Genomic DNA, 21569 nt, shown 5'->3' on the forward strand with positions numbered 1-21569 from the left:
ACGGTACGCGGCCTGCCCGCTCCCACCGGGTCAGTCGCGGATGCCGTCGATGTCGACCAGGACGTGCCGCGGTCCGCGGAAGATCTGGGTGCGCCGGTACGGCGGCGGGTCCTCGACGAGCCGGGGGTTCTCCACCCGGCGGACGAACGCGCCGACCGCGTTCTGGACTTCGAGCCGCGCGAGCGGAGCGCCGAAGCAGAAGTGGATGCCCTGGCCGAATCCGAGGTGCTGGTTGTCGCGGCGCTCCAGGTCGAGCTCGTCGGGGTCGGTGAACTGTTCCGGGTCGCGGTTCGCCGAGCCGTACGCCAGGAAGATCGGTGCCCCCTTCGGGATGGTGATGCCGGCGATGTCGATGTCTTCCACGGCGGAGCGGGTGGGCCAGAACTGCACCGACGCCTCGAAGCGCAGCAGCTCCTCCACCCCGGGCACGATCAGCTCGGGCCGGCGGCGCAGCTTCTCGAGCGCGTCGGGGTGCCGCAGCAGGGTGAGCACGCTGTGGGCGATGAGATTGACCGTGGTCTCATGCCCGGCGAAGATCAGGAGCAGGGCATTGCTCGTGAGCAGGCCCTTGGACATCCGTCCCTCCGGGCCGCCCTCGTTCACCATCGCCGAGAGCATGCCCGGGCCGGGCTGCCGGGCGTACCGGTCGTACAGCTCGGCCGCGAACCGTCCGAACTCCTGCACGGCCTGATTGCCCCCGGCCAGCCGAGCCTGGAACTCCGCGGAGGCGGTCTCGGGGCCGTACTCCCAGGCGTCCAGGGCGGTCTCGATCCAGCGGTGGAAGCGTGGCTCGCCCTCCAGCGGCACGCCCAGCACCTTGCAGATCACCGTCACCGGCAGGGGATAGGCGAACTCGTCGACGGCATCGATCCGGGTCTCGCCCCGCATGTGGTCCAGGAGGCCGTCCACGATGCGGCGGATCTCGGGCTCCAGGTCGGAGATCAGGTCGGGCGCATGGGGCGGGCCCTCCGCCCGGGCCGAGGCCGGGGCGGGACCCTTCCGCGGATCCGAACTGACCCGGGGGTCATGCAGCAGCGTGACGATCTCCCGGTAGGTGCTGACGACATAGGTTCCGTCCGGCTGCCGCGCCACCGGTGTCTTGCGCAGTTCTTCGTAGAAGGGGTACGGATCGGCGCGGTTGGCGTAGCGGAGGGCCTGCTGCCAGGGGGTTTCCTCGACCACGAGGCTCCCCTCCGATAGAGACGGCCTAGGCCTTGTCGTCCTCCGGATGCGTCAGCAGCAAGGTCAATTCCGCCGCCGTGAAGGAACGATGCGGCAGCTCACCGGCGCCCGCACCGTCCGGCTCGCCCGCCGCGCCCTGGACCGCCGCCAGCAGCCGGTCCGCCTGCGCGCGCCAGGGCTGTGCCCCGACCTCGCCGAACGCGGCCCGTGCCCGCCGGAACCTCTCCGCCGCCTCCGCCGAGCGGCCGCCGATCGCCTCCACACATCCCAGATCGGTCTCCACCCGGGCGTACAGGAAACGGTCCGCCAGCTCATCCGTGATCTCCAGGGCCTGCCGCAGCGTCCCTCCGGCCGCCGACAGCAGGCCCTGGCTCCACTGCGTCTGCCCCAGTCCCCGCAGTGCGTGCGCCTCCCCGACCCGGTCGCCCTCGCCCCGGGTCAGCCGCAGTACCGCGCCGAAGGCCTCCGCGGCCTCGCCCAGGTCTCCCGCGCGCAGCCGGACCTCGGCCAGCCGGTACACGCTCTGCGCCTCCGCCCGCACCGATCCGGTACGCCGGCTCAGCGCCACCGCCTGCTCCGCGAGCGGCAGCGCGCCCCCCACGTTGCCCCGGTCCAGCTCGATCTGCGCCTGGAAGCCGAGCAGATGGGCCTCGTTCCCGATGTCACCCGACGCGTGGAAACCGCTGAGGGCCGCCTCGCAGTACTCCAGGGCCCGCTCCCAGTCCCCCTGGAAACGCGCGCACATGGCCAGGTTGCGCTGGGCGAGCGCCGCCCCGCCCACGTCACCGGTGTTGCGCAGCAGCCGCAGCGCGGCCATGTTCCAGCCCTCGGCCTGCTCGTACCGCCGCTGGTAGATCGCCAGCGACCCCAGCAGCCGCAGCATCGTCGCCTCGCCCGGTGCGTCGCCGGTGCGCCGGGCCGAGGCCAGCGCCTGCTCGGCGCAGCGCTGCCAGTCCTCCAGGTAGTTCTTCGTCTCGAAGTGCGGGACCGCACTCTCGGTCAGCGTCCACGCGTACCGCGCCCGTCCCGTCTCCGCCGCGTGCGCCACCAGGTCCGTGACGGCCGTGCGCTCCGACTCGAACCAGTCCATCGGCGTGGCCAGCAGCTCGTCGGCCAGCTCCGGCAGGAAGCGCGGGGCCGGTGCCGGTGTCCGGCCCACCGGGAACTCCCGTCCGTCGATCCGCCGGTGTGCCTCCTCGGCCAGCCAGAGCCAGGACGCGAAGGCCCGCTCCAGCGCGGCGTCGGTCTCCCCCTCCGGCTCGTCCGACTCCGCCCGTTCGCGGGCGAACAGCCGCAGCAGGTCCTGGAACCGGTAGCGGGCGGCCCGCCCCGGCTCGGCGTCGGCCACCTCCAGCAGCTGCGCGTCGACCAGGTGGTCGATCAGTTCCTCCGCGTGCCACACATCGGTGTCCAGTACGGCCGCCCCCGCCCAGGCGGCGAAGTCCGCTGTGCGCAGCAGGCCGAGCCTGCGGTACATCCGGGCCGTCTCCGGCGGCAGGTCCCGGTAGGTGAGGCGGAAGCCGGCGCGCACCCCGCCCTCGCCCGGGCTCAGCACGTCGAGGCGGGAGCGGTGGTCGCGCAGCCGCGCCACCAGGCTCCGTACGCTCAGATTGGGTTTGGCCGCCAGCCGTGCGCCGGCGATCCGCAGCGCGAGCGGAAGGCAGTCGCACAGGGCGCCGAGCTGTTCCACCGCCACCGGGTCGCTGCCGAACCGGTCGGCCCCGGCCAGTTTGATCAGCAGCGCCGTCGCCTCGGTCGGCTCCAGCATCCGCAGCCGCAGGGTCAGCGCGGTGTAGTCCCCCGTCAGATCGCCCAGGCTCTCCCGGCTGGTGGCCAGCACCACGCTGCGTCCGCCACCCGGGAGCAGGGGTCTGAGCTGGTGGAAGGAGCGTACGTTGTCCAGGACGATCAGTGTCTTGCGGGTGCTGAGCAGGCTCCGGAACAGCGAGGCCCGCTCGTCGGGATCCCCCGGTATCTGGGGTGCGCCGATCCCGAGGGCGCGCAGGAAGCGGTCGAGCACGGCGGCGGGGGACACCGGCGCGTGCTCCTCGTCGTACCCGCGCAGATCGGCGAAGAGCTGGCCGTCCGGGAACTGGTCGGCGACCTGGCTCGCCCAGTGCACCGCGAGAGCGGTCTTGCCCACCCCGCCCACGCCGACGATGGTCGCCAGCGCCGGGGTGTGCGGGTTGTAGGGCTCCTTCAGGAGCCGGTCCAGCGAGGTCATCTCCCCTTGCCGGCCGGTGAACGCCATGACGTCCGCGGGAAGTTGTGCCGGGATGGTGCTCAGGGCCGCCGGCGCGGGCGCCGCCGTGGCGGGGGGCCGGGTCAGTTCGGGGGAGTCGCGCAGGATCAGTTCGTGCAGCTGACGCAGTCCGGGACCCGGTTCGATCCCGAGCTGCTCGGTGAGTAACCGGCGGCCGTGCAGGAACACTTCGAGGGCCTCGGCCCGCTGCCCCGACCGGTACAGGGCCAGCATGAGGTGTTCGCGGCACTGCTCGCGCAGGGGGTGCCGGGCCACCAGCTCGGTGAGCTCACCGGTGAGCGCGCGGTGCCGGCCCAGCTGGAGCATCAGACCGGCGCGTTCCTCCATCAGCGCGAGCCGCATCTGCTCCAGCCGGGTGGTCTCCGCCTCCAGCCGGGAGCCGGAGGGCTCGTCCAGCGCGGAGCCCCGCCAGATGCTGAGCGCCTCCTCGAACTGCGCGCACGCCTCCTCGGTCCGTCCGTGCCGGGCGGCGTCCCGCCCCTGCTCGGCCCGCTCCATGAACTCCTGGACGTCGATCCGGTGCTCTCCCTTGGCCAGCAGGTAGCCCGGAGGAGAGGTGATCAGCAGATCGGTCACCCCGGCCTGCTTGAAGGTCTTGCGGAGGGTGGCCACGCAGATGGCGATCTGGTTGCGGGCCGTCGCCGGGGGAGATTCCGGCCAGACGGCGTCCACCAGGGTGTCCACCGACACGATCCGGTCGGCGTAGAGCAGCAGCATCGACAGGACCGTGGCCTGGCGACGGCCGTTGATGCGCAGCGGACCGTCATCGGTCTGGACGAGCAGCGGTCCCAGCACTCTGAAGACAAACCGATTCAAAAGGTCCCCCGGCCTTGAAACCCCGCGTCAGGCGCGAACGGTACCGCAAAGAGCGTTCCTCGGTGCAGTCAACTCTTGGGAAAAACGCGGGCAGTTTCAGGCCAGCTTGTCCGTATAGCGGTGGACACGTGCGCGGGCCTCACCGAGAGTCGTCGGATCCGATCGACGACAACGCGCCGGACAGGCCCCGCAGCACCTCGGCCGTGCGGTGCATCTCGTCCTCGCCGCCGAGGCCCTCGCGCAGCTGCCGCGCCAGCCCGGCGAGACAGGAGTCGATCTCCCGTTTCGCGGCCACGCCCTGCTCGGTGGCGGTGAGCAGCTTGGCCCGCCGGTGCGCCGGATTGTCCAGGTAGACCGCGAGCCCCTGCCGCACCAGCAGGTCCGCAATGCGCTGCACGCTCTGCCGGGTGGTCCCCACCCGCCGGGCCACGGCGGACACGGACAGTGATTCGTCCGTCACCGTGCTGAGTATCTGCCAGCGCGCGGCACTGAGCCCCGAGGCGAGCGCGAGCCGGTCGAGGGCCGCCGTGAACCGTCCGTTCAGCCGGAAGACCGCCACTGCGGCCCGGCTGAACGCCTCGGCTTCCCCGGACTCCGCCGTACGCGTCAACGTCGGTCCCCTTCCGTACGCCCCGCGGGTCGCTGCACGATAACAGCGCGTGGTCACGTGGACGAGAGTCGGCCACGACCGCGCGACCCGGCCGGTGCGCCGGGCCCGTCCGGGCGGTACGCCGGGCCCGTCCGGGCGGTGACCGGGTCGACGGAGGGTGCCCGCCGGGCTGGTCCGTTGGTAGGCTCGTGGCCGACAAATCCGCTCAGTCGGTGTACCAATGGCCCAGTGTCCGCGAGCCCGGTTGAGCCAGTGGGCCCCCGGATGCTTATCTGTGTCGTATCCATGTACTTACGGCGCCGCGCAGCGCCGGACGGCAACGAAGCCGGTTCCGGAGCGCGGCGCCTTCGCCGTGCCCGTCCGCCGCCCACCACCCCCGGGCGGCGCGGGCCGGCGCGCAGCACTGCAAGGGGGGCGGCACACCGCCGTGAAGAGGATGTTCGTGGCTCCGGATCCGGGGCGTATGAGACTGCGGAACTCGGCCCGCGCGGTGATCGGCGTCGCCGCCGCCGTAGCCCTCGCCGAGGTGTGCGGTCTCTCCCTGACCGCTTCCATCACCGGGGGACTGGCGGCCCTGCTCGCCCTCTTCACCGTGCTCGACGCGGACGTCCGGGCCCAGCGCCTCACCACCGCCCTGCTGCCCGTCGCCGGGTTCCCCGTCCTCGCCCTCGCCACCACCCTGCACGGGGTGCCGCTCGCCCGGGACGCCGCCTTCCTCGCCGTCGTGTTCGCCGGGGTGTACGCCCGCCGCTTCGGCCCGCGCGGACACGCCCTCGGGATCTTCGGCTTCATGATGTTCTTCGTCACCCAGTTCCTGCACGCCCGGCCCGGGCAACTGCCCGAGCTGTACGCCGCCGTCGGCCTGGCGCTCCTCGCCGCCGGGGCCGTGCGCTTCCTGCTGTGGCCCATCGAGCGGCGCACCCCGCCCCCCGCGGCCCCGCCCGGCCTGCCCGGAACCGGGCTCGCGCGGCCGACCACCCGGCAGGCCTTCCAGGCCACCGCCGCCTGCGCCTTCGCGCTCGGCATCGGCCAGGCGCTCTCCGACGACCGCTGGTACTGGGCCGTCGGCACCTCCTGGTGGATCTTCGTGAACACCGCCTCCCGGGGCGAGACCCTCGTACGGGGCTTCCGCCGCGTCCTCGGCACCGTCGTCGGCATCGCCGCCGGGCTGCTGATCGCCGTACCCCTGCACGGCGCGCCCACGCCCACCGCCGTACTGGTCGCCGTATGCGTCTTCGGGATCTTCTACACCGCCGCGCCCTCGTACTCCTGGATGATGTTCTTCGTCACCGTCATGGCCGGCCTGCTCTACGGCCTCCTCGGCGTCCTGCACCCCGGCCTGCTGCTCCTGCGCTTCCAGGAGACCGCCATCGGCGCGCTCGGCGCCGCCCTCGCCGTCGTGCTCATCCTTCCGGTCACCACCCACGCCGCCAACGACGCGTGGATCCAGCGCGCCCTGCACTGCGTACGCGCCTCCACCGCGGCCGCCCTGGACCGCCTCGCGGGCGACCCGGACGCCGACCCCGCCCCGCACGCCGCCGAGCTGGAGCTGCTGCTGGGCCGGGTCCGGATGGCGCTCGCGCCGCTCGTCCACCCGCTGAGCCCGCTGCGCGCCCGCAAGGCCCGGGCCCGGCAGGTGCTCGCGCTGCTCGACGACTGCGCCCGCGACGTGCGCGGGCTGGTCGCCGTCGCCGCCGACCCGCAGGCCTCGCACGACGCCCGGCTGGCCGCCGCCTGCTGGCGCGTGGAGGCCGCGGTGGAGGCCCTGACCGCCCCGCACGGCACCCCCGGGATCGCCACCGTGGCGCATCCCCGGCCCGCCGCCGCGGAACCGGCCCTCGCCCACCTCCACGGCCTGGAGCACACCCTCGTGGCACTGGCGACCCCGCTGCGCACCGACCCCCGGGCGCCGCTGGTCATCAGCGCCTGAGCAGCCCCTCCGGGGTGTCCGCCAGCCCCGCCGGCAGCCGGCCTGCGGTGTGCACCACCCCGAGGGTCTGGGTGGCCCGGGTCAGCGCCACGTACAGGTCGCTCGGCCGGAACTCGTCCGGTTCCACCACGATCACCGTGTCGAACTCCAGCCCCTTGGCCTGGCGCGGGTCCAGCAGGACCACCTCCCCGGTCAGGTCCGGCTCCGCGCCCGCGCGTACCCCCGGCAGTACGGCGGCCAGCGCCGCGTGCCGCGCCCGCGGCGCGATCACCGCGAGCCGACCCTCGGCCGGCAGCTCCCGCGCCACGGCCTCCCGGGTCGCCGCCGCCAGGTCGCCGGCCGCGTGCGCCCACGGCCGCACCCCGGTGGCCCGTACCGAACGCGGCGGTTCGAAGCCGGGATCACGCGTCCGCAGCACGGCCGCCGCCACCTCCATGATCTCGGCCGGCGTGCGGTAGTTGACCCCCAGCCGGACCAGCTCCCAGCGCTCGCCCACGTACGGCGACAGGATCCGCTCCCACGAGCCGCAACCCGCCTCGTCGGCCGTCTGCGCCGGATCGCCGACCAGGGTCATCGACCGGGTCGGGCAGCGCCGCATCAGCAGCCGCCACGCCATCGCCGACAGTTCCTGCGCCTCGTCCACGATGACGTGCCCGAAGGCCCAGGTACGGTCGGCCGCGGCCCGCTCGGCGGTACTGCGGTGGTCGGCCTCCTCGTGGCGCTCGGCCATCCGCTCCGCGTCGATGATGTCGTGCGCCGCGAGGAACTCGTTCTCCTCGTCCTCGAACTCGTACGACTGAGAGCCCTCGGACAGGTCCAGCACGCCCTGCGCGTAGGCGATGCGCCGCTGCCGGTCCCGCTCCTCGGCGGCCCGCCGGGCCGTGTCGTCCTCGCCGAGCAGCTCGGCCGCCTCGTCCAGGAGCGGCACGTCGGCCGGGGTCCAGTCCGGCCGGGCCGAGGGCGCGCGCCGGATCAGGTCGGCCTCGTGCGCGGGCAGGTGGGTGGGCTCCGCCAGGAAGTCGGCGATCAGCCGCTGAGGGGTGAGGGAGGGCCACAGCGAATCGATCGCCGCATGCACGGCGGAGCTCGTCGCGATCTCCTTGCCGAGCTGGGCGATGTCGTCCGAACCCAGCAGGTTCGGACCGCCGTACGGATCGGCGCCCAGCCGGTCGGCGAGCTGCGCGGTGAGCGCGTCGATGACCGGGAAGGCGAAGGAGGGCCGCGCCTGGTTGTGCGGCAGCCCGGTGGCCCGGGCCCGGTCCCGCGCCTCGTAGGCCATGGTGCGGTCCAGCAGCAGGGTCCCGTACTCCTCGTGGTCGATCTCCAGGGCCGGCTCGGGGACGGTGTCGTACTCCTCGCCGGTGTCCGCGGGGACGTGCTCCGGCAGGCACTGCCGGTCTGCCACCACGCGGGCGAGGACCTCCGCCATCGCGGCCCGCCCCTTCACCGCGGCCGCCCCGGGGCGGTCGGTGCCGGTGGCGTGCACGCCGGGGAAGAGCTCACCCGGGGTGGCCAGCAGCACGCCCGTCTCGCCCAGGGCCGGGAGCACCCCGCCGATGTAGCCGAGGAAGGCCGGGCCCGGTCCGACGATCAGCACACCGCGCTTGGCGAGAAGCTCCCGGTGGGCGTACAGCAGGTACGCGGCGCGGTGCAGCGCGACCGCGGTCTTGCCGGTACCGGGACCACCCTCGACGACCAGCACCCCGCGGTGGGTGGAACGGATGATCCGGTCCTGCTCGGCCTGGATGGTGCGCACGATGTCGTGCATCCGGCCGGTCCGGGCCGCGTCGAGCGCGGCGAGCAGCACGGCGTCCGCGTCCGCGCCCTCGTGGCCGGTGCGCTCCGCGTCGGTCAGGTCGAGGATCTCGTCGTGCAGCGCGGTGACCACGCGCCCCCGGCTGCTGATGTGCCGGCGGCGGCGCAGCCCCATGGGGGTGTGACCGGTGGCGAGGTAGAAGGGGCGGGCCACGTCCGCGCGCCAGTCCAGGACGAGCGGGGTGCGTTCCGCGTCGTCGGCCCGGATTCCGAGCCGGCCGATGTGGTGGTCCCGGCCGTCGGAGAACTCCAGACGGCCGAAACAGAGGCCGTTCTCGCCCGCATTCAGGGCGGAAAGCAGACCGGACTGCTCGGCGACCAGGACGTCCCGCTCCAGCCGCGCCTGAAACCCGGTACCGACATCGCGCAGCGCTCCTTCGACCGCCCGTTCGGCCTGGTCACGCAGACCGTCGAGGCGCTCGTAGAGCTCGGTGACGAATTGCTGCTCTTTCCGGAATTCCTCGGTTGACAATTGCACTCCTGCCGCGATACGGTGTCCTCGTAAGCTTCTTCACGACTTCGTTTCAGGCGAAGTCGTGAGCCATTAAATATACGCTCTCTTCTCCCTCGGCAGCCAATTCGGCCGGGGGATTTTTTGCGTACCGTGGATCTCATGACCACCGCACACGGCTCAGCCGACGGAATCGTCTACCGCCTCGCCCGTCCCGAGGACGCGGGTGCCATCGAGGCCCTGGACAGCTCCTTCACCACCGCCACGGTCTTCGAGGTGAGCGACCCCGGCTCGGGCGACGGCGCGGGCTCCGGCTTCCTCCTCCGCGAGGTGCCCGTGGACCCGCCCGTGCGCAAGGTGTTCCCGCCGGAGGAGCACGACGAGCAGGTCTTCGGCGGCGGGAAGGACTCGGACGCCGACGTGCGGACCTTCGTGGCCCTCGACGGTGACCTGCTCTGCGGGTTCGCCGCCGTCGGCTACGCCCCCTGGAACCGGCGGCTGACCATCGAGGACATCGAGGTCTCGCCCGGTCACCGGGGCCGCGGCATCGGCCGCGCGCTGATGGAGTGCGCCGAGCGGTTCGCCCGCGAACGGGGCGCGGAGCACCTGTGGTTGGAGGTCAGCTCGGTCAACGCTCCTGCCGTGCACGCCTATCGGCGCATGGGATTCACCTTCTGTGGCCTCGACACCGCGCTGTACGGCGGCACGCCGGCGGCCGGCGAGCAGGCGCTCTACATGAGCCGACCCTGCTGCTGACCCGGCGCACGGCCAACTCCCGGAATGTGCCGGATCGTACGCCTCCGCGCGCCCTGCCGCAGCCCGATCCATGAGGGATCACCCAGAGGGGTGCTCCCTCATTGCCGATCCCCCCACGCTGACCTGCGGCATGTACAACGGGTAATTGTTTATTGCACATTCATCCGGCACGTACAGGGTGGATCTGGTCGGACAGGGGGTAACCGCCCGGAATGGAAATTCTTCAACAGCGCTCCACCACCGCTCAGGTGTGGGAAGCGGCCGAGGAGTTCATCCGACTCTTCCACCGGGAGAACGCGGACGCCGGTGATCCGCGCGCCCGGCTCGCCTCCGTGAGAGCCGAGCTCGCCGAGACCGGCACTTATGTGCACACCCCCGAGGAACTGGTCCACGGGGCCCGAGTGGCCTGGCGCAACAGTAACCGTTGCATAGGCCGGCTCTACTGGAACTCGCTGCGGGTCCGCGACCGCCGCGGGCTCACCGACGCCGACTGCATCGCCGCCGAATGCTTCGACCACCTGCGCGAGGCCACCAACCGGGGCAGGGTCAGGCCCACGATCACGGTCTTCGCCCCGGACACCCCGGCCCGGCCCGGCCCGCTGATCTGGAGCGAGCAGCTGGTCAGATACGCGGGCTACGGCGACCACCCGTCGATAACCGTCGGCGACGCCCGCAACGCCCCGCTCACCGAGGCCCTCCTCCAGCTCGGCTGGTCGGGCGGCCCCGGCACCCCCTTCGACCTCCTGCCGCTGGTGGTCCAGGGCGTCGACGACAAACCCCGCTGGTTCGACACCCCCGCGGACGCCGTCCTGGAGGTGCCGATCGACCATCCCGACGGCGACGGCGACGGCGACGGCGACGGCTGGGCGGACTGGGGGCTGCGCTGGCACGCCGTACCCGCCATCTCCAACATGTGCCTGGAGATCGGCGGCATCCACTACCCAGCCGCGCCGTTCAACGGCTGGTACATGGGCACCGAGATCGGCGCCCGCAACCTCGCGGACACCGACCGGTACAACCTGCTGCCCGCCGTCGCCCGCCGCCTGGGCCTGGACACCTCCAGCGACCGGTCCCTCTGGAAGGACCGCGCGCTCGTCGAACTGAACCGGGCCGTCCTGCACTCCTTCGACCGCGCCGGGGTCACGATCGCCGACCACCACACCGAGTCCCGGCGCTTCCTGTCCCACATGGAACGGGAGGAGCGCAAGGGGCGCGAGGTGGGTGCGGACTGGTCCTGGATCGTGCCGCCGATCTCCGGCTCCGCGACCCCCGTCTTCCACCGCACCTACGAGGACCGCAGCAGCAGTACGGCCTACGTCCACCACCCCGGCGCGCAGGAGCGGGCCCAAGGACGGGATTTGGTCTAGACCTTCTGTTACCGTCGGCTCCGGACGGATCCGAAAGCGGTGAGAGGGGTTTCCTGTGGGCGGCGCGGACAGCAAGGACCGAAGCGGCGAACACCGGGCCTACATCGGCTCCTTCACCTCGGGGGGCGGCCGCGGTGTGACCATCGCGGCCGTGGATCCGAAGACCGGGGCGCTGACCCCGCTCTCGGTCGCCACCGCCGAGGATCCGTCGTACCTCGCCCTCGCCCGGGACACCGGCGTCCTCTACGCGGTGAGCGAGACCGAGCGGGGTGAGGTGGCGGCCTTCCGGCCCACCGCCGACGGCCTCGCCCCGCTCGGCGCACCCATGCGCGTCGGGGGCTCCGGGCCCACCCACCTCAGCGTGGCCGGGCGCAGGCTGCTCACCGCCAACTACACCTCCGGCAGCGTCAGCAGCCTCCCGCTCGCCGCCGACGGCCGGCCCGGCGGGCCCTCCCACGTCCTGCCGCACCAGGGTTCCGGCCCCGACACCGGCCGGCAGGAGAGCCCGCACGCCCATCAGGTGCTGCCCGATCCGACCGGCCGCTGGGTCCTCAGCGTGGACCTCGGCACCGACTCGGTACGGGTCTGCGCGCTCGACCCGGCCACCGGGGCGCTGCGGGTGCACACCGAGACCGCGCTGCGGGCCGGGACCGGTCCCCGCCACCTCGCCTTCCATCCGGAGGGCGCGGTGGCGTACGTCCTGCACGAGCTGGAGCCGCAGGTGACCGTCTGCCGCTGGAACGGGGCGTCCGGGCAACTGGAACCGGTCGGCGAGGTTCCGATGGCCTCCGGGGGCACCTCAGGGGCCGTACGGGCCTACCCCTCGGCGATCGTCGCCTCACCCGACGGCGGATTCGTCTGGGCGGCCGTCCGGGGGGCCGACGCGATCGTCACCCTCTCCCTCGCCGACGGCCCCGGGAAGCCGCAGCTCACCGGTGCCGTGGACTGCGGCGGCGCGTGGCCGCGCGATCTCGCCGTCGACCCCTCGGGGAACCGGCTCTACGCGGCCAACGAGCGCTCGGGGGACGTCACCTGGTTCGAGGTGGACCCGCTGACCGGGCAGCCGCACCGGGCCGGCTCGCTGGCCGTGCCCGCGGCCACCTGCGTGGTCCTCGGCTGACACACGGGCGCGCGGGGCACGCGAAAGGGCCCCCGGCGGCCACGGTCTCCCGTGGCCCCCGGGGGCCCTCCGCGTCGTACGGGCGGATCAGTGTGCGGCGGCGTCCTGGGGGATTCCGAGCGCCGCGGCGTACTGCGCGACGGCCAGCTTGCCGAGCGCGCCGTAGGCGCCGAGCACCTCGGCGGTGGCGCAGTCGGCCTCCTTGCAGGCGGTGTCCAGGAGCCCGTCGGCCGCCTCCGGGCCGATCAGGTACGGGGCGAGCGCGAGCAGGGTGGAGCCCTCGCGGCGCAGCTGCTCGGCGACCGCGGCCACCGAGCCCTCCTGGTCGAGCGCGGCGGCCATGACGGGCACCGCGAGCCGGGCGGCGAGCAGCATGCCCGTGATCCCGGCGGCCTGTACGGCCTCCTCGCCACCGGTGGTGGCCAGGACGATGCCGTCGGCGGCCGTGGTCACGGTGAAGAGCCGGGCGCGGTCGGCGCGGGCCAGGCCCGCCTCGGACAGCCGCACGTGCAGGCCCTCGGCGAGCAGCGGGTGCGGGCCGAGCACGTCGGCCAGCTCGGCGGCGGCCGAGGAGTCCATCAGTGCCTGGCGGATCCGGCGGAGCAGGTCGCTGTCGGGGCCGGCCAGCAGCGGCACGACCACGGCGTCCGGGCCGGTCGGCGCGGGCACCTCGTGGCCGGCCGCGCGGGCGAACTCCGCGCGCGCGACACGCTCGGTCGCGACGGCGGTCAGCACGCCGGACAGGGACGGGAACTCGGTGGCGTCGTCACCTTCGAGGAAGCCGATCCGGGCGTCGAGGCCCGGCAGCTCGGAGCGGCCGATGCTGATGATCTCTTCCGCGAGCCCTCGCGAGGCGGCCGAGGGGGCACCGGGCACGGCGAGCACCAGCGCGGGCGCGCCCTCGGGCGCCACCGCGGGCTCGGGCCGGCGGTGCCGTCCGGTCTGGCGGGGTCGCGGCATTCGTACGGGCAGGCCATTTGCGGGCCCAGTGGGGGAGCTCATGGCGCCGCATGCTACTGGCTTATCGGAACAAGGTGTTCGGGCAGGGCCTTCCCGCGAGGCATCTGTCCGTATTTATCCGGTGAATATCAGATACGTTCAACTGACGGACGGCAAGCGCCAGTCCACAGGCTGTGAACCCTGGCCCACCAGCAACTCGTTCGTCCGGCTGAACGGCCGGGAGCCGAAGAACCCGTAGTCGGCCGACTTGGGGGAGGGGTGCGAGGACTCCACGACGGGCAGTTCGCCGAGCAGCGGCCGCAGGTTGCGGGCCGCCCGTCCCCAGAGGATGGAGACCAGCGGCTTGCCGCGCGCGGCCAGGGCCCGGATGGCCTGGTCGGTGACGGCCTCCCAGCCCTTGCCCTGGTGCGCGTTGGAGCGCCGGGGCGCGGTCGTGAGCGACCTGTTGAGCAGCAGGACGCCCTGCCGGGTCCACGGGGTGAGGTCCCCGTTCGCCGGGCGGCCGGTGCCGATGTCCCGGTGCATCTCCAGGAAGATGTTGTCGAGGCTCGGCGGTACCGGCCGTACGTCGGGGGCGACCGAGAAGGACAGGCCCACCGCGTGTCCCGGCGTGGGATAGGGATCCTGCCCGACGATCAGTACCCTGACCTCGTCGAAGGGCTGTTGGAAGGCGCGCAGCACATTGGCCCCGGCCGGTACGTACGTCCTCCCCGCCGCGATCTCGGCGCGCAGGAAGTCGCCCATGGCGGCGATCTGCCCCGCCACCGGCTCCAGAGCACGGGCCCAGCCCGGCTCGACGATCTCGTTCAACGGTCGTGCTGCCACGGTGGATCACTCTACTGGCCGAACGTGGCCGCCCGCACACACAGGACGTCCGGCAGGTGCTCGGCGAGCAGTTGCCAGCTCTCGCCGTCGTCGTGGCTGGCGTACACCTCTCCGTTGCGGTTGCCGAAGTAGATGCCCGCCGGGTCCGCGTCGTCCGTGCACAGCGCGTCCCGGAGCACCGTGCCGTAGTGGTCCCCGGCCGGGAGCCCGCGCGCCAGCGGCTCCCAGGTGGCGCCCGCGTCCCGGGTGCGGAAGACCCGGCACCGGTGCTCGGCCGGCACCCGGTCGGAGTCGGCGTTGAGCGGGAAGACGTAGGCGGTGTCCGGCCGGTGCGGATGGGCCGCGACCGCGAACCCGAAGTCGGAGGGCAGGCCGCCGCCGATGTCGGTCCACCGGCCGCCCGCGTCGTCGCTGCGGTAGACGCCCCAGTGGTTCTGCAGGTACAGCCGGTCCGTGTCCCCCGCGTCCTGGGCGATCTTGTGCACGCACTGGCCGAACTCCGGGTTCGGGTCCGGCAGGAACACCGCCGAGACCCCCGTGTTGGACGGCGCCCAGCTGGCCCCGCCGTCCCGGGTCCGGAACACCCCGGCGGTGGACACGGCCACGGTCACGGCGTCCGGGTCGCGCGGGTCGGTGATCACCGTGTGCAGGCCCTCGCCGCCGCCGCCCGGTACCCACTTCGCGCGGGTCGGGTGCTCCCACAGCGGGCGGACCAGCTCGAAGGAGTCGCCCCGGTCGGTCGAGCGGAACAGCGCGGCCGGTTCCGTCCCCGCGTACACCACGTCGGGGGCCTCGGGGCCGGCCGGCTGCAGCTGCCAGACCCGCTCCAGGGAGGCCCCGGTGTCCTGGGGGAACTTCACGGCGGGCGCGGCGGGCTCCCGCCAGGTCGCCCCGAGGTCGTCGGAGCTGAAGACGGACGGCCCCCAGTGCGAGCTGTCCCCGCCGACCAGCAGCCGGGGCGCCGGCCCGCGCCGGTCGACGGCGACCGCGTAGACGGCCTGGGCATTGAAATGGGGCCCGTCGAACTCCCACGGCGCATCGCCCCGGCGGCGGCCGATGAAGAGTCCTTTGCGGGTTCCCACGAGCAGTACTGCGTCGGCCATGGCCGGTACCTCCGGGCCTCGTCGCCCTCGGCGGGCGTTCCTTGCGGAGTATCTTTTCGGCCAGTCTGCACCCGCCCGGTGGCAGTGACCCGGCGGACCGTGCAGGGCCGCTGATGAGCAGATCAATACCGATCATTTACCGCCCGGAAATGATTGCTGCTTGCATGCGGGTGTCCGTAATGGATTGACTTCAGGTCACTGCCGCCGCACGCGAGAGGATGTATGTGGCCACCGAGCACCTGTCCCCGCTCGACCTCGCCTTCTGGCGGATCGAATCCGCCGACCACCCGATGCACCTGGGTGCCCTCGCCGTCTTCCATGCGACCGGGCCCGGCGCCGCGGAGCGGGCCGCCCGCCTGCTCACCGCCCGCTGCGCGGCCGTGCCGCGCCTGCGCCGCCGGATCCGCGACGTGCTGCTGCCGGTCGGCGCGGCCGCCTGGTCGCCGGACCCCGGCTTCGACCCGGCCCGGCACGTGTTCCTCGTCCGTACCGACGAGGCCGTCCCGCACGCCGCCGCCGGACCGCTGATGGCCCGGCCGCTGGACCGGGCGCTGCCTCCGTGGGAGGCGCACGTGCTGGCCGGACCCGATCCGGACTCCTTCGCGGTGCTCTTCAAGTTCCACCATGCCCTCGCCGACGGCCTGGGCGCGCTGGCCCTCGCGGCCACGCTGTTCGACGAGGCGACGGCCCCGCGGCCGCCCGTGCGCCCGGTCCCCGAGCAGCGGGGCGGCTCCGTCCTGCGCCGCCTCCCCGGAGTCCTGGCGGCCCGGGTCCAGGACGTCGGCCAGGCCTTGGAGATCGGCGCCGCCGTGGCCCGTGCCGGATTGCCGCTCGGGGTGCCGGCGGCCCTCACCGCGGGCTCCACCGGCTCGGGAGCCCGTGCGGTGGCCGGCCTCGCACTCGACCTGGACGAGGTCAACCTCGTCCGCAAGGGCGCCGGCGGCACCGTCAACGACGTGCTGATCGCCCTGGTCGCGGGCGCGCTGCGGCGCTGGCTGGCGGAGCGGGGCGATCCCGAGCCCTGGGGTGCGGGCCCGCGCGCGCTGATCCCGGTGTCCCGCCGCCGCGGGCCCGGAGGCTCGGGGGGCGCCGGGAACCGGCTCTCCGGTTATCTGCTCCGGCTGCCGCTCGCCGAATCCGATCCGCTGCGCCGCCTGGACAGCGTGCGCGCCGCCATGGACCGCAACAAGGACGCCGGGCCCGCCCGCGGCGCCGGGGCCGTCGCCCTGCTCGCCGACCACGTCCATCCGCTCGGCCACCGGCTCGGCGGCCCGCTCGTGGCCCAGGCCGCCCGGCTGCTCTTCGACATCCTGGTCACCAGCGTGCCGCTGCCGGGCTTCACCTTCACCCTGGGCGGCAGCCCGGTCCGCGAGGTGTACCCGCTCGCCCCGCTGGCCCGGGGGCAGTCCCTGGCCGTCGCTGTCTCCACGTACAAGGGGACGGTCCACTACGGACTGGTCGCCGACGCGGAGGCCGTCCCGGATCTGGGAGCCCTGGCGGGGGCGCTGCGCGCGGAACTCGACGAGCTTGTACGAGAGGTCTCGTAGTACGAGGAAATTCGTAGTACGGTATCTCTCGTACTTGATCGATCCCCGGCATGCCCGGTCGTATCTGGAGAGCCTGATGAGTGCTGCACCCGCCGCCTTCGCCGCCCTGTTCGCGCCCTACACGCTCCGCTCCGTCACCATCCCGAACCGGGTGTGGATGGCCCCGATGTGCCAGTACAGCGCCGAGGCGTTCGGCTCGAACGCGGGCGTGGCCGGCGACTGGCACTTCGCGCACTACACCGCCCGCGCCACCGGCGGTACCGGGCTGATCGTCCAGGAGGCCACCGCGGTCTCCCCGGAAGGCCGGATCTCCCCCTACGACCTCGGCATCTGGAACGACACCCAGGTCGAGGCGCTGCGCCGGATCACCTCCTTCGTCAAGGCCCAGGGCTCCGTCCCCGGCATCCAGATCGCGCATGCCGGCCGCAAGGCCTCCACCGACCGCACCTGGAAGGGCGGACGGCCGGTCGGGCCCGAGGCGCACGGCTGGCAGCCGCTCGCCCCGAGCGCGCTGCCGTTCTCCGAGGACCACCCGGTGCCGCATGAGCTGACGGTCGAGGAGATCCGGGAGATCACCGGCCAGTTCGCGGCCGCCGCCGAGCGCTCACTGGCCGCGGGCTACGAAGTCGTCGAGATCCACGGCGCCCACGGCTACCTCATCGGCGAGTTCCTCTCCCCGTTCAGCAACCGGCGCACCGACGAGTACGGCGGCTCCTTCGAGAACCGCACCCGATTCGCCCTCGAAGTCGTGGACGCCGTGCGGGCGGTGTGGCCCGGGGAACTCCCGCTGTTCTTCCGGATCTCCGCCACCGACTGGCTGGAGGACGAGGGCTGGACCGCCGACGAGACGGTCCGGCTGGCGGATCTGCTGCTGGAGCACGGGGTGGACCTGCTCGACGTCTCCACCGGCGGCCTCGCGCCGCACGCGCAGATCCCCGTCGGCCCCGGCTTCCAGGTCCCCTTCGCGGCCCGGGTCAAGGCCGGGACCGCCCTTCCCGTGGCCGCGGTCGGCCTGATCACCGAACCGGAGCAGGCCGAGAAGATCCTCGCCAACGGGGAGGCCGACGCCGTCCTGCTGGGCCGGGAACTGCTCCGCGACCCGTACTGGGCCCGCCGCGCCGCCAAGGAGCTGGGCGGGGAGATCCGTACGCCCGAGCAGTACCACCGCTCCTGGTGACGCGGGTACGGCTCCGGCGGCGCCCGCCCCGGAGCCGTACCGCCGGTTTCCCCGACCGGCCCGCCTTCTTCGACGACTCTCGTACGATGGGGTCCACGCGGCATCCGGAGCGGACCGACCGAGTGAGTGGAGCAGGGACATGACGGAACGGGACACCTCCCGCACCCTCGCCCACCCCGAGGCGGGCGAGATCCGCCTGGAAGGCGTGCTGCACGCGCTGTCCGACCCGGTCCGGCTGTCCATCGTCCTGGACCTGGCCGCCTCGGCCGAGGACCTGTCCTGCTCGTACTTCGACCTGCCGGTCACCAAGTCCACGACCACCCACCACTTCCGCGTCCTGCGCGAGAGCGGCGTCGTACGCCAGGCCTACCGCGGCACCACCAAGCTCAACGCCCTGCGCCGGGAGGAACTGGAGGCGCTCTTCCCCGGTCTCCTCGACAGCGTCCTCGCGGCGGCCGCGGCCGAGGCGGCCCGGCTCGCGTCCTGAGCCGCGGCGCGTGCGAGGGCGCGGCTCGGCAGCGGCCCGGCACGGCGTCGGCCGGGGTGCGATCGAGCACGGTGCCGGCCCGGTCGTCGGGCCTGCCGGAGACCAGCCGCACAAGCACGACATCGCCGGCCCGCCGTGCCCCGGCCGGGTCCGTGATGGGCGGGTTATGCGACCTCGCCGGCGGTCACGGGCGTGGCTGTGTTGTCGGCAGTCACCGTCACGCCTTCGGCGATGTTCTCCTCCGTCAGTACCCCTGGGCCGAACACCGGGTTGAGGGGCAGGTCGTAGCCGGGCGGGGCCTGGGTCTCCTGCCAGTAGTAGACGCCGGTCGGCAGGGTGCGGGTGCACGTGCCGTCGGCCGCGGTGGTGCAGGTGTCGCCGATGGAGGTGTCCGGGTCGCTGCCGGTGGGCTGGAGTCCCGGGATGCCGTTGGTCTCCTCCCAGAGCTGGAAGACGCCGCCCCCCAGGGGGTCGCCGGTCGCCTGGTCCTCCTTGATCACCGTGACGTCACCGAGGGGCACGCCGGGGCCCTCGCAGCCGGGAGGCCCGGTCTCGCAGTGCGGCGGAGGGCACCACCCAGGGCCGCCGGCCGTGGTGTGGTCCGGGCACCGGGCGGCACCCCCGGCAGCCTGGCTCGCGATGCCCGGCTGGTTCCGGACGGTCGTGACCGCCCCGGCCGCCGCCGCGGCGTACGCGGGGGTCGAAACCAGCAGCGCCGCCGTCGCCGCTCCGAGGGCCCAGGGCCGCCACCCGCTCCATGACCGGCGGAATCCGTTCGGTGCCATGACACTCCATCCGCATACTGCTCCGGGCCTTCGTTCCAACGACATGATCGGCCCGCGTGCGCGGGGCGGGGACGGCGACACTCCCGCCCGAGGGCATTCCGGCCGGATCACCACCCGGAAGCACTTCCGCGACGTCCGTGACGGTGAGTCACGCGAAGCCAGGCCGGGGCACCGCGAGATCTCCGCCCGCCGCGACGCCGGGGGAGGGACGATCCGCAGGAAGGGGCCTACGCCCGGTCCGAGCGCGCCGCGTCCAACAGGCCCCGCCAGTCCGGGATCTTCACCGAACGGCGGCCCAGGGAGCGCCCCAGATCGGCCTCGGCCGCCTCGATGGCCAGCCAGCCCGGCCACCGCACCGGGCACAGACCCGCCGCCCGCAGGGCGTCCAGCGGGTCCCCGGGGAGGTCGCGCCGGGCCAGTGCCCCCGCGTCCTGGAGCAGGGAGGACACGGTCTCCTTGGCGCAGGGCCGGTTCGTGCCGATCACCCCGGTCGGGCCGCGCTTGATCCAGCCCGCCACGTACTCGCCGACCGAGGCCCGGCCCGCGCGCAGCACCCGGCCCGCCGCGTGCGGGACCGTACCCTTCGCGGGGTCGAAGGGCAGCCCGGCGAGCGGAACGCCCTTGTACCCCACCGAGCGCAGCACCAACTGCGCCTCGATGTCCTCGTGCACGCCCGTCCCGGTCACCCCGCCCCGGCCGTCCGGGGCGGTGCGCTCGAAGCGCATCCCGGTGACCCGGCCGTCCGGCCCGCCCAGGATCTCCACCGGCCGCAGGTAGAACCGCAGCGCGATCCGGCGCGGCCCCGCGTCCGGGCGGGCCCCGGACCAGCCGCGCAGCACTTCCAGGTTCCGCCGGGCCACCGCCGGCAGGGCGGCGGCCGCCTCCGGGTCGGCGTACACGGGATCGAGGGCCAGTTCGGCCGGATCGGCCCAGGTGTCCACGCCCGGCAGGGTGCCCAGTTCACGCAGCTCCTTGGTGGTGAACCTGCCCTGCGAGGGACCGCGCCGGGCCACCATCGCCACCTCGCGCACCCCGCTCTCCGCGAGTGCGCCGAGCGCCGGCTGCGGCATGTCCGTCGGCGTCAGTTCGGCCGTGCCCCGGGCCAGGATCCGCGTCACGTCCACCGCGACGTTGCCCGCCCCGACCACCACCGCCGCATCCACGCCGGGCAGGTCGAAGACCTCGGCGGCGGCGTCCGGGTGCCCGCTGTACCAGGACACGAAGGCCGTGGCGGAATGCACCCCGGTCAGCTCCTCACCGGGGATCCCCAGCATCCGGTCGCGGGCCGCGCCCACGCAGTACACCACCGCGTGGTACAGCTCCAGCAGCCGGTCCGTGGGCAGCGCCTCTCCGCCGACCTCCACGTTGCCGAGGAAGCGGATCCGCTCGTCCTCCAGCACGGTGCGCAGGCTGCCCTGGAGTGACTTGATCTTCTCGTGGTCCGGGGCGACCCCGTACCGGACGAGCCCGTAGGGGGCGGGGAGCCGGTCCAGCACGTCCACCCGTACCCCGGGCACCTCGCGCTGCTGCACCAGCGTCTGGGCCGCGTAGACCCCGCTGGGGCCCGATCCGACAACGGCGACTCGAAGCACGGCGGAGCTCCTCCCGCAGGTGGTCCCAGCATGACACCGGCTCCCCGCGGAGTCAGCCCATCGTGCGCATCCGGTGGATCTCGGCGCTCTGCGTGGCCACCACCTCGGTCGCCATCTCCTCCACCGCCACGTTGTTCCCGCCCGCCAGCGCCTCGCCGGCCATCGTCACGGCGCCCTCGTGGTGGGCGGTCATCAGTGTCAGGAAGAGCCGGTCGAAGCCGGTCCCCCTGGCCGCGGTCAGATCCGCCAGCTGCCGCTCGGTCGCCATGCCCGGCATCGCGCCGTGGTCGTGGCCCTGCCCGTGCCCGCCGGAGCCGGCAGCCGGGGCCGGATGGAGGGCCAACCACTTCTCCATCGCGCCGATTTCGGGCTTCTGGGCCGCGGTGATCCGCTCCGCCAGCCGTTTGACCCCGTCCGCCGAGGCCCGCTCGGGGGCCAGCGCGCTCATCGTCAGGGCCTGCCGGTGGTGTTCGATCATGCGCGACACGTAGGCGTGGTCGGCGGCGTTCGGGCTGTCGTCCGGTTTCGCCTTCGCGGCCTCTTCGGGCGTGAGGTGACGGGCCTTCTCGCCCGGCCTGCCCGGCGCGAGGACCGCGGCCCGTCCGTCGTCGGCCCGGTCCGGCCCCCGGTCCCCCTGGCAGCCGGAGAGCGTCAGCAGGAGGCCGGCGGCCGCCGCCGCCACCACGGCGGCCGACCGGACGGGCGGGGCCGGTAAGGACCGGGGGCGGTCCCTGAGGTCTTTTGCCATGTCCATGAAGGGAAGATACTGCCGGGGTCCTGGTT

The 21569-nt window shown here is 73.5% G+C and carries 17 protein-coding genes; 7 read left to right on the forward strand and 10 right to left on the reverse strand.

What is annotated here, in order from left to right; genetic code table 11:
- Positions 1-30: 30 nt before the first annotated feature.
- The 3 genes from ACFY0D_RS03215 to ACFY0D_RS03225 form a co-directional block, all read right to left on the reverse strand.
- Entirely contained in the window at positions 31-1182 is a 1152-nt protein-coding gene (locus ACFY0D_RS03215; protein ID WP_390796688.1) for a cytochrome P450, read from the reverse strand.
- A gap of 25 nt (positions 1183-1207) precedes the next feature.
- On the reverse strand, positions 1208-4240 hold the full coding sequence (locus ACFY0D_RS03220; RefSeq protein WP_390796689.1) for a BTAD domain-containing putative transcriptional regulator: 3033 nt from the start codon (positions 4238-4240) through the stop codon (positions 1208-1210).
- 160 nt (positions 4241-4400) lie between these two features.
- Complete coding sequence (locus tag ACFY0D_RS03225) at positions 4401-4871, reverse strand: MarR family winged helix-turn-helix transcriptional regulator (protein ID WP_390796690.1); 471 nt, start codon at positions 4869-4871, stop codon at positions 4401-4403.
- A gap of 436 nt (positions 4872-5307) precedes the next feature.
- On the opposite strand from ACFY0D_RS03225, the gene ACFY0D_RS03230 reads away from it, so the two are divergent.
- Positions 5308-6801: an FUSC family protein gene (locus tag ACFY0D_RS03230; protein ID WP_390796984.1), complete on the forward strand. Its 1494-nt coding sequence runs from the start codon at positions 5308-5310 to the stop codon at positions 6799-6801.
- Here ACFY0D_RS03230 and ACFY0D_RS03235 read toward each other — a convergent pair.
- A complete protein-coding gene (locus ACFY0D_RS03235) occupies positions 6791-9088 on the reverse strand; it encodes a HelD family protein (RefSeq protein ID WP_390796691.1) in 2298 nt (765 codons plus the stop codon). The genes ACFY0D_RS03230 and ACFY0D_RS03235 overlap by 11 nt on opposite strands.
- Before the next feature lie 141 nt (positions 9089-9229).
- Between ACFY0D_RS03235 and ACFY0D_RS03240 the strand changes: the two genes are divergently transcribed.
- The 3 genes from ACFY0D_RS03240 (at position 9230) to ACFY0D_RS03250 (ending at position 12310) form a co-directional block, all read left to right on the forward strand.
- Positions 9230-9823, forward strand: coding sequence for a GNAT family N-acetyltransferase (locus tag ACFY0D_RS03240; protein ID WP_390796692.1), 594 nt, complete (start codon positions 9230-9232; stop codon positions 9821-9823).
- Between the two features lie 212 nt (positions 9824-10035).
- Positions 10036-11190: a nitric oxide synthase oxygenase gene (locus ACFY0D_RS03245; protein ID WP_390796693.1), complete on the forward strand. Its 1155-nt coding sequence runs from the start codon at positions 10036-10038 to the stop codon at positions 11188-11190.
- A 55-nt stretch (positions 11191-11245) separates the two neighbouring features.
- On the forward strand, positions 11246-12310 hold the full coding sequence (locus tag ACFY0D_RS03250; protein WP_390796694.1) for a lactonase family protein: 1065 nt from the start codon (positions 11246-11248) through the stop codon (positions 12308-12310).
- Positions 12311-12397: 87 nt separating this feature from the next.
- Here ACFY0D_RS03250 and ACFY0D_RS03255 read toward each other — a convergent pair whose 3' ends face one another.
- The 3 genes from ACFY0D_RS03255 to ACFY0D_RS03265 form a co-directional block, all read right to left on the reverse strand.
- On the reverse strand, positions 12398-13312 hold the full coding sequence (locus ACFY0D_RS03255; RefSeq protein ID WP_390796695.1) for a sirohydrochlorin chelatase: 915 nt from the start codon (positions 13310-13312) through the stop codon (positions 12398-12400).
- A 96-nt stretch (positions 13313-13408) separates the two neighbouring features.
- The gene (locus ACFY0D_RS03260) at positions 13409-14095 is read right to left on the reverse strand and encodes a uracil-DNA glycosylase (protein ID WP_389118016.1); all 687 of its coding nucleotides are present in this window, start codon (positions 14093-14095) and stop codon (positions 13409-13411) included.
- 11 nt (positions 14096-14106) lie between these two features.
- Positions 14107-15198: a WD40/YVTN/BNR-like repeat-containing protein gene (locus tag ACFY0D_RS03265; RefSeq protein WP_390796696.1), complete on the reverse strand. Its 1092-nt coding sequence runs from the start codon at positions 15196-15198 to the stop codon at positions 14107-14109.
- 224 nt (positions 15199-15422) lie between these two features.
- Here ACFY0D_RS03265 and ACFY0D_RS03270 point away from each other — a divergent pair, with 224 nt between their 5' ends.
- From ACFY0D_RS03270 to ACFY0D_RS03280, 3 genes are all read left to right on the forward strand, one after another.
- Positions 15423-16745, forward strand: coding sequence for a wax ester/triacylglycerol synthase family O-acyltransferase (locus tag ACFY0D_RS03270; protein ID WP_390796697.1), 1323 nt, complete (start codon positions 15423-15425; stop codon positions 16743-16745).
- Between the two features lie 76 nt (positions 16746-16821).
- Positions 16822-17922, forward strand: coding sequence for an NADH:flavin oxidoreductase/NADH oxidase (locus ACFY0D_RS03275; protein WP_390796698.1), 1101 nt, complete (start codon positions 16822-16824; stop codon positions 17920-17922).
- Between the two features lie 139 nt (positions 17923-18061).
- Positions 18062-18409, forward strand: coding sequence for an ArsR/SmtB family transcription factor (locus ACFY0D_RS03280; protein ID WP_390796699.1), 348 nt, complete (start codon positions 18062-18064; stop codon positions 18407-18409).
- A gap of 164 nt (positions 18410-18573) precedes the next feature.
- On the opposite strand, the gene ACFY0D_RS03285 is transcribed toward ACFY0D_RS03280, so the two are convergent.
- From ACFY0D_RS03285 to ACFY0D_RS03295, 3 genes are all read right to left on the reverse strand, one after another.
- The gene (locus ACFY0D_RS03285) at positions 18574-19194 is read right to left on the reverse strand and encodes a prealbumin-like fold domain-containing protein (protein ID WP_390796700.1); all 621 of its coding nucleotides are present in this window, start codon (positions 19192-19194) and stop codon (positions 18574-18576) included.
- A gap of 227 nt (positions 19195-19421) precedes the next feature.
- The gene (locus tag ACFY0D_RS03290) at positions 19422-20786 is read right to left on the reverse strand and encodes an FAD-dependent oxidoreductase (protein WP_390796701.1); all 1365 of its coding nucleotides are present in this window, start codon (positions 20784-20786) and stop codon (positions 19422-19424) included.
- 52 nt (positions 20787-20838) lie between these two features.
- The gene (locus ACFY0D_RS03295) at positions 20839-21534 is read right to left on the reverse strand and encodes a DUF305 domain-containing protein (RefSeq protein ID WP_390796985.1); all 696 of its coding nucleotides are present in this window, start codon (positions 21532-21534) and stop codon (positions 20839-20841) included.
- Positions 21535-21569: the final 35 nt, after the last annotated feature.

It is taken from the genome of Streptomyces sp. NPDC001502 (genome assembly GCF_042894785.1).
Lineage (GTDB): Bacteria > Actinomycetota > Actinomycetes > Streptomycetales > Streptomycetaceae > Streptomyces > Streptomyces kutzneri.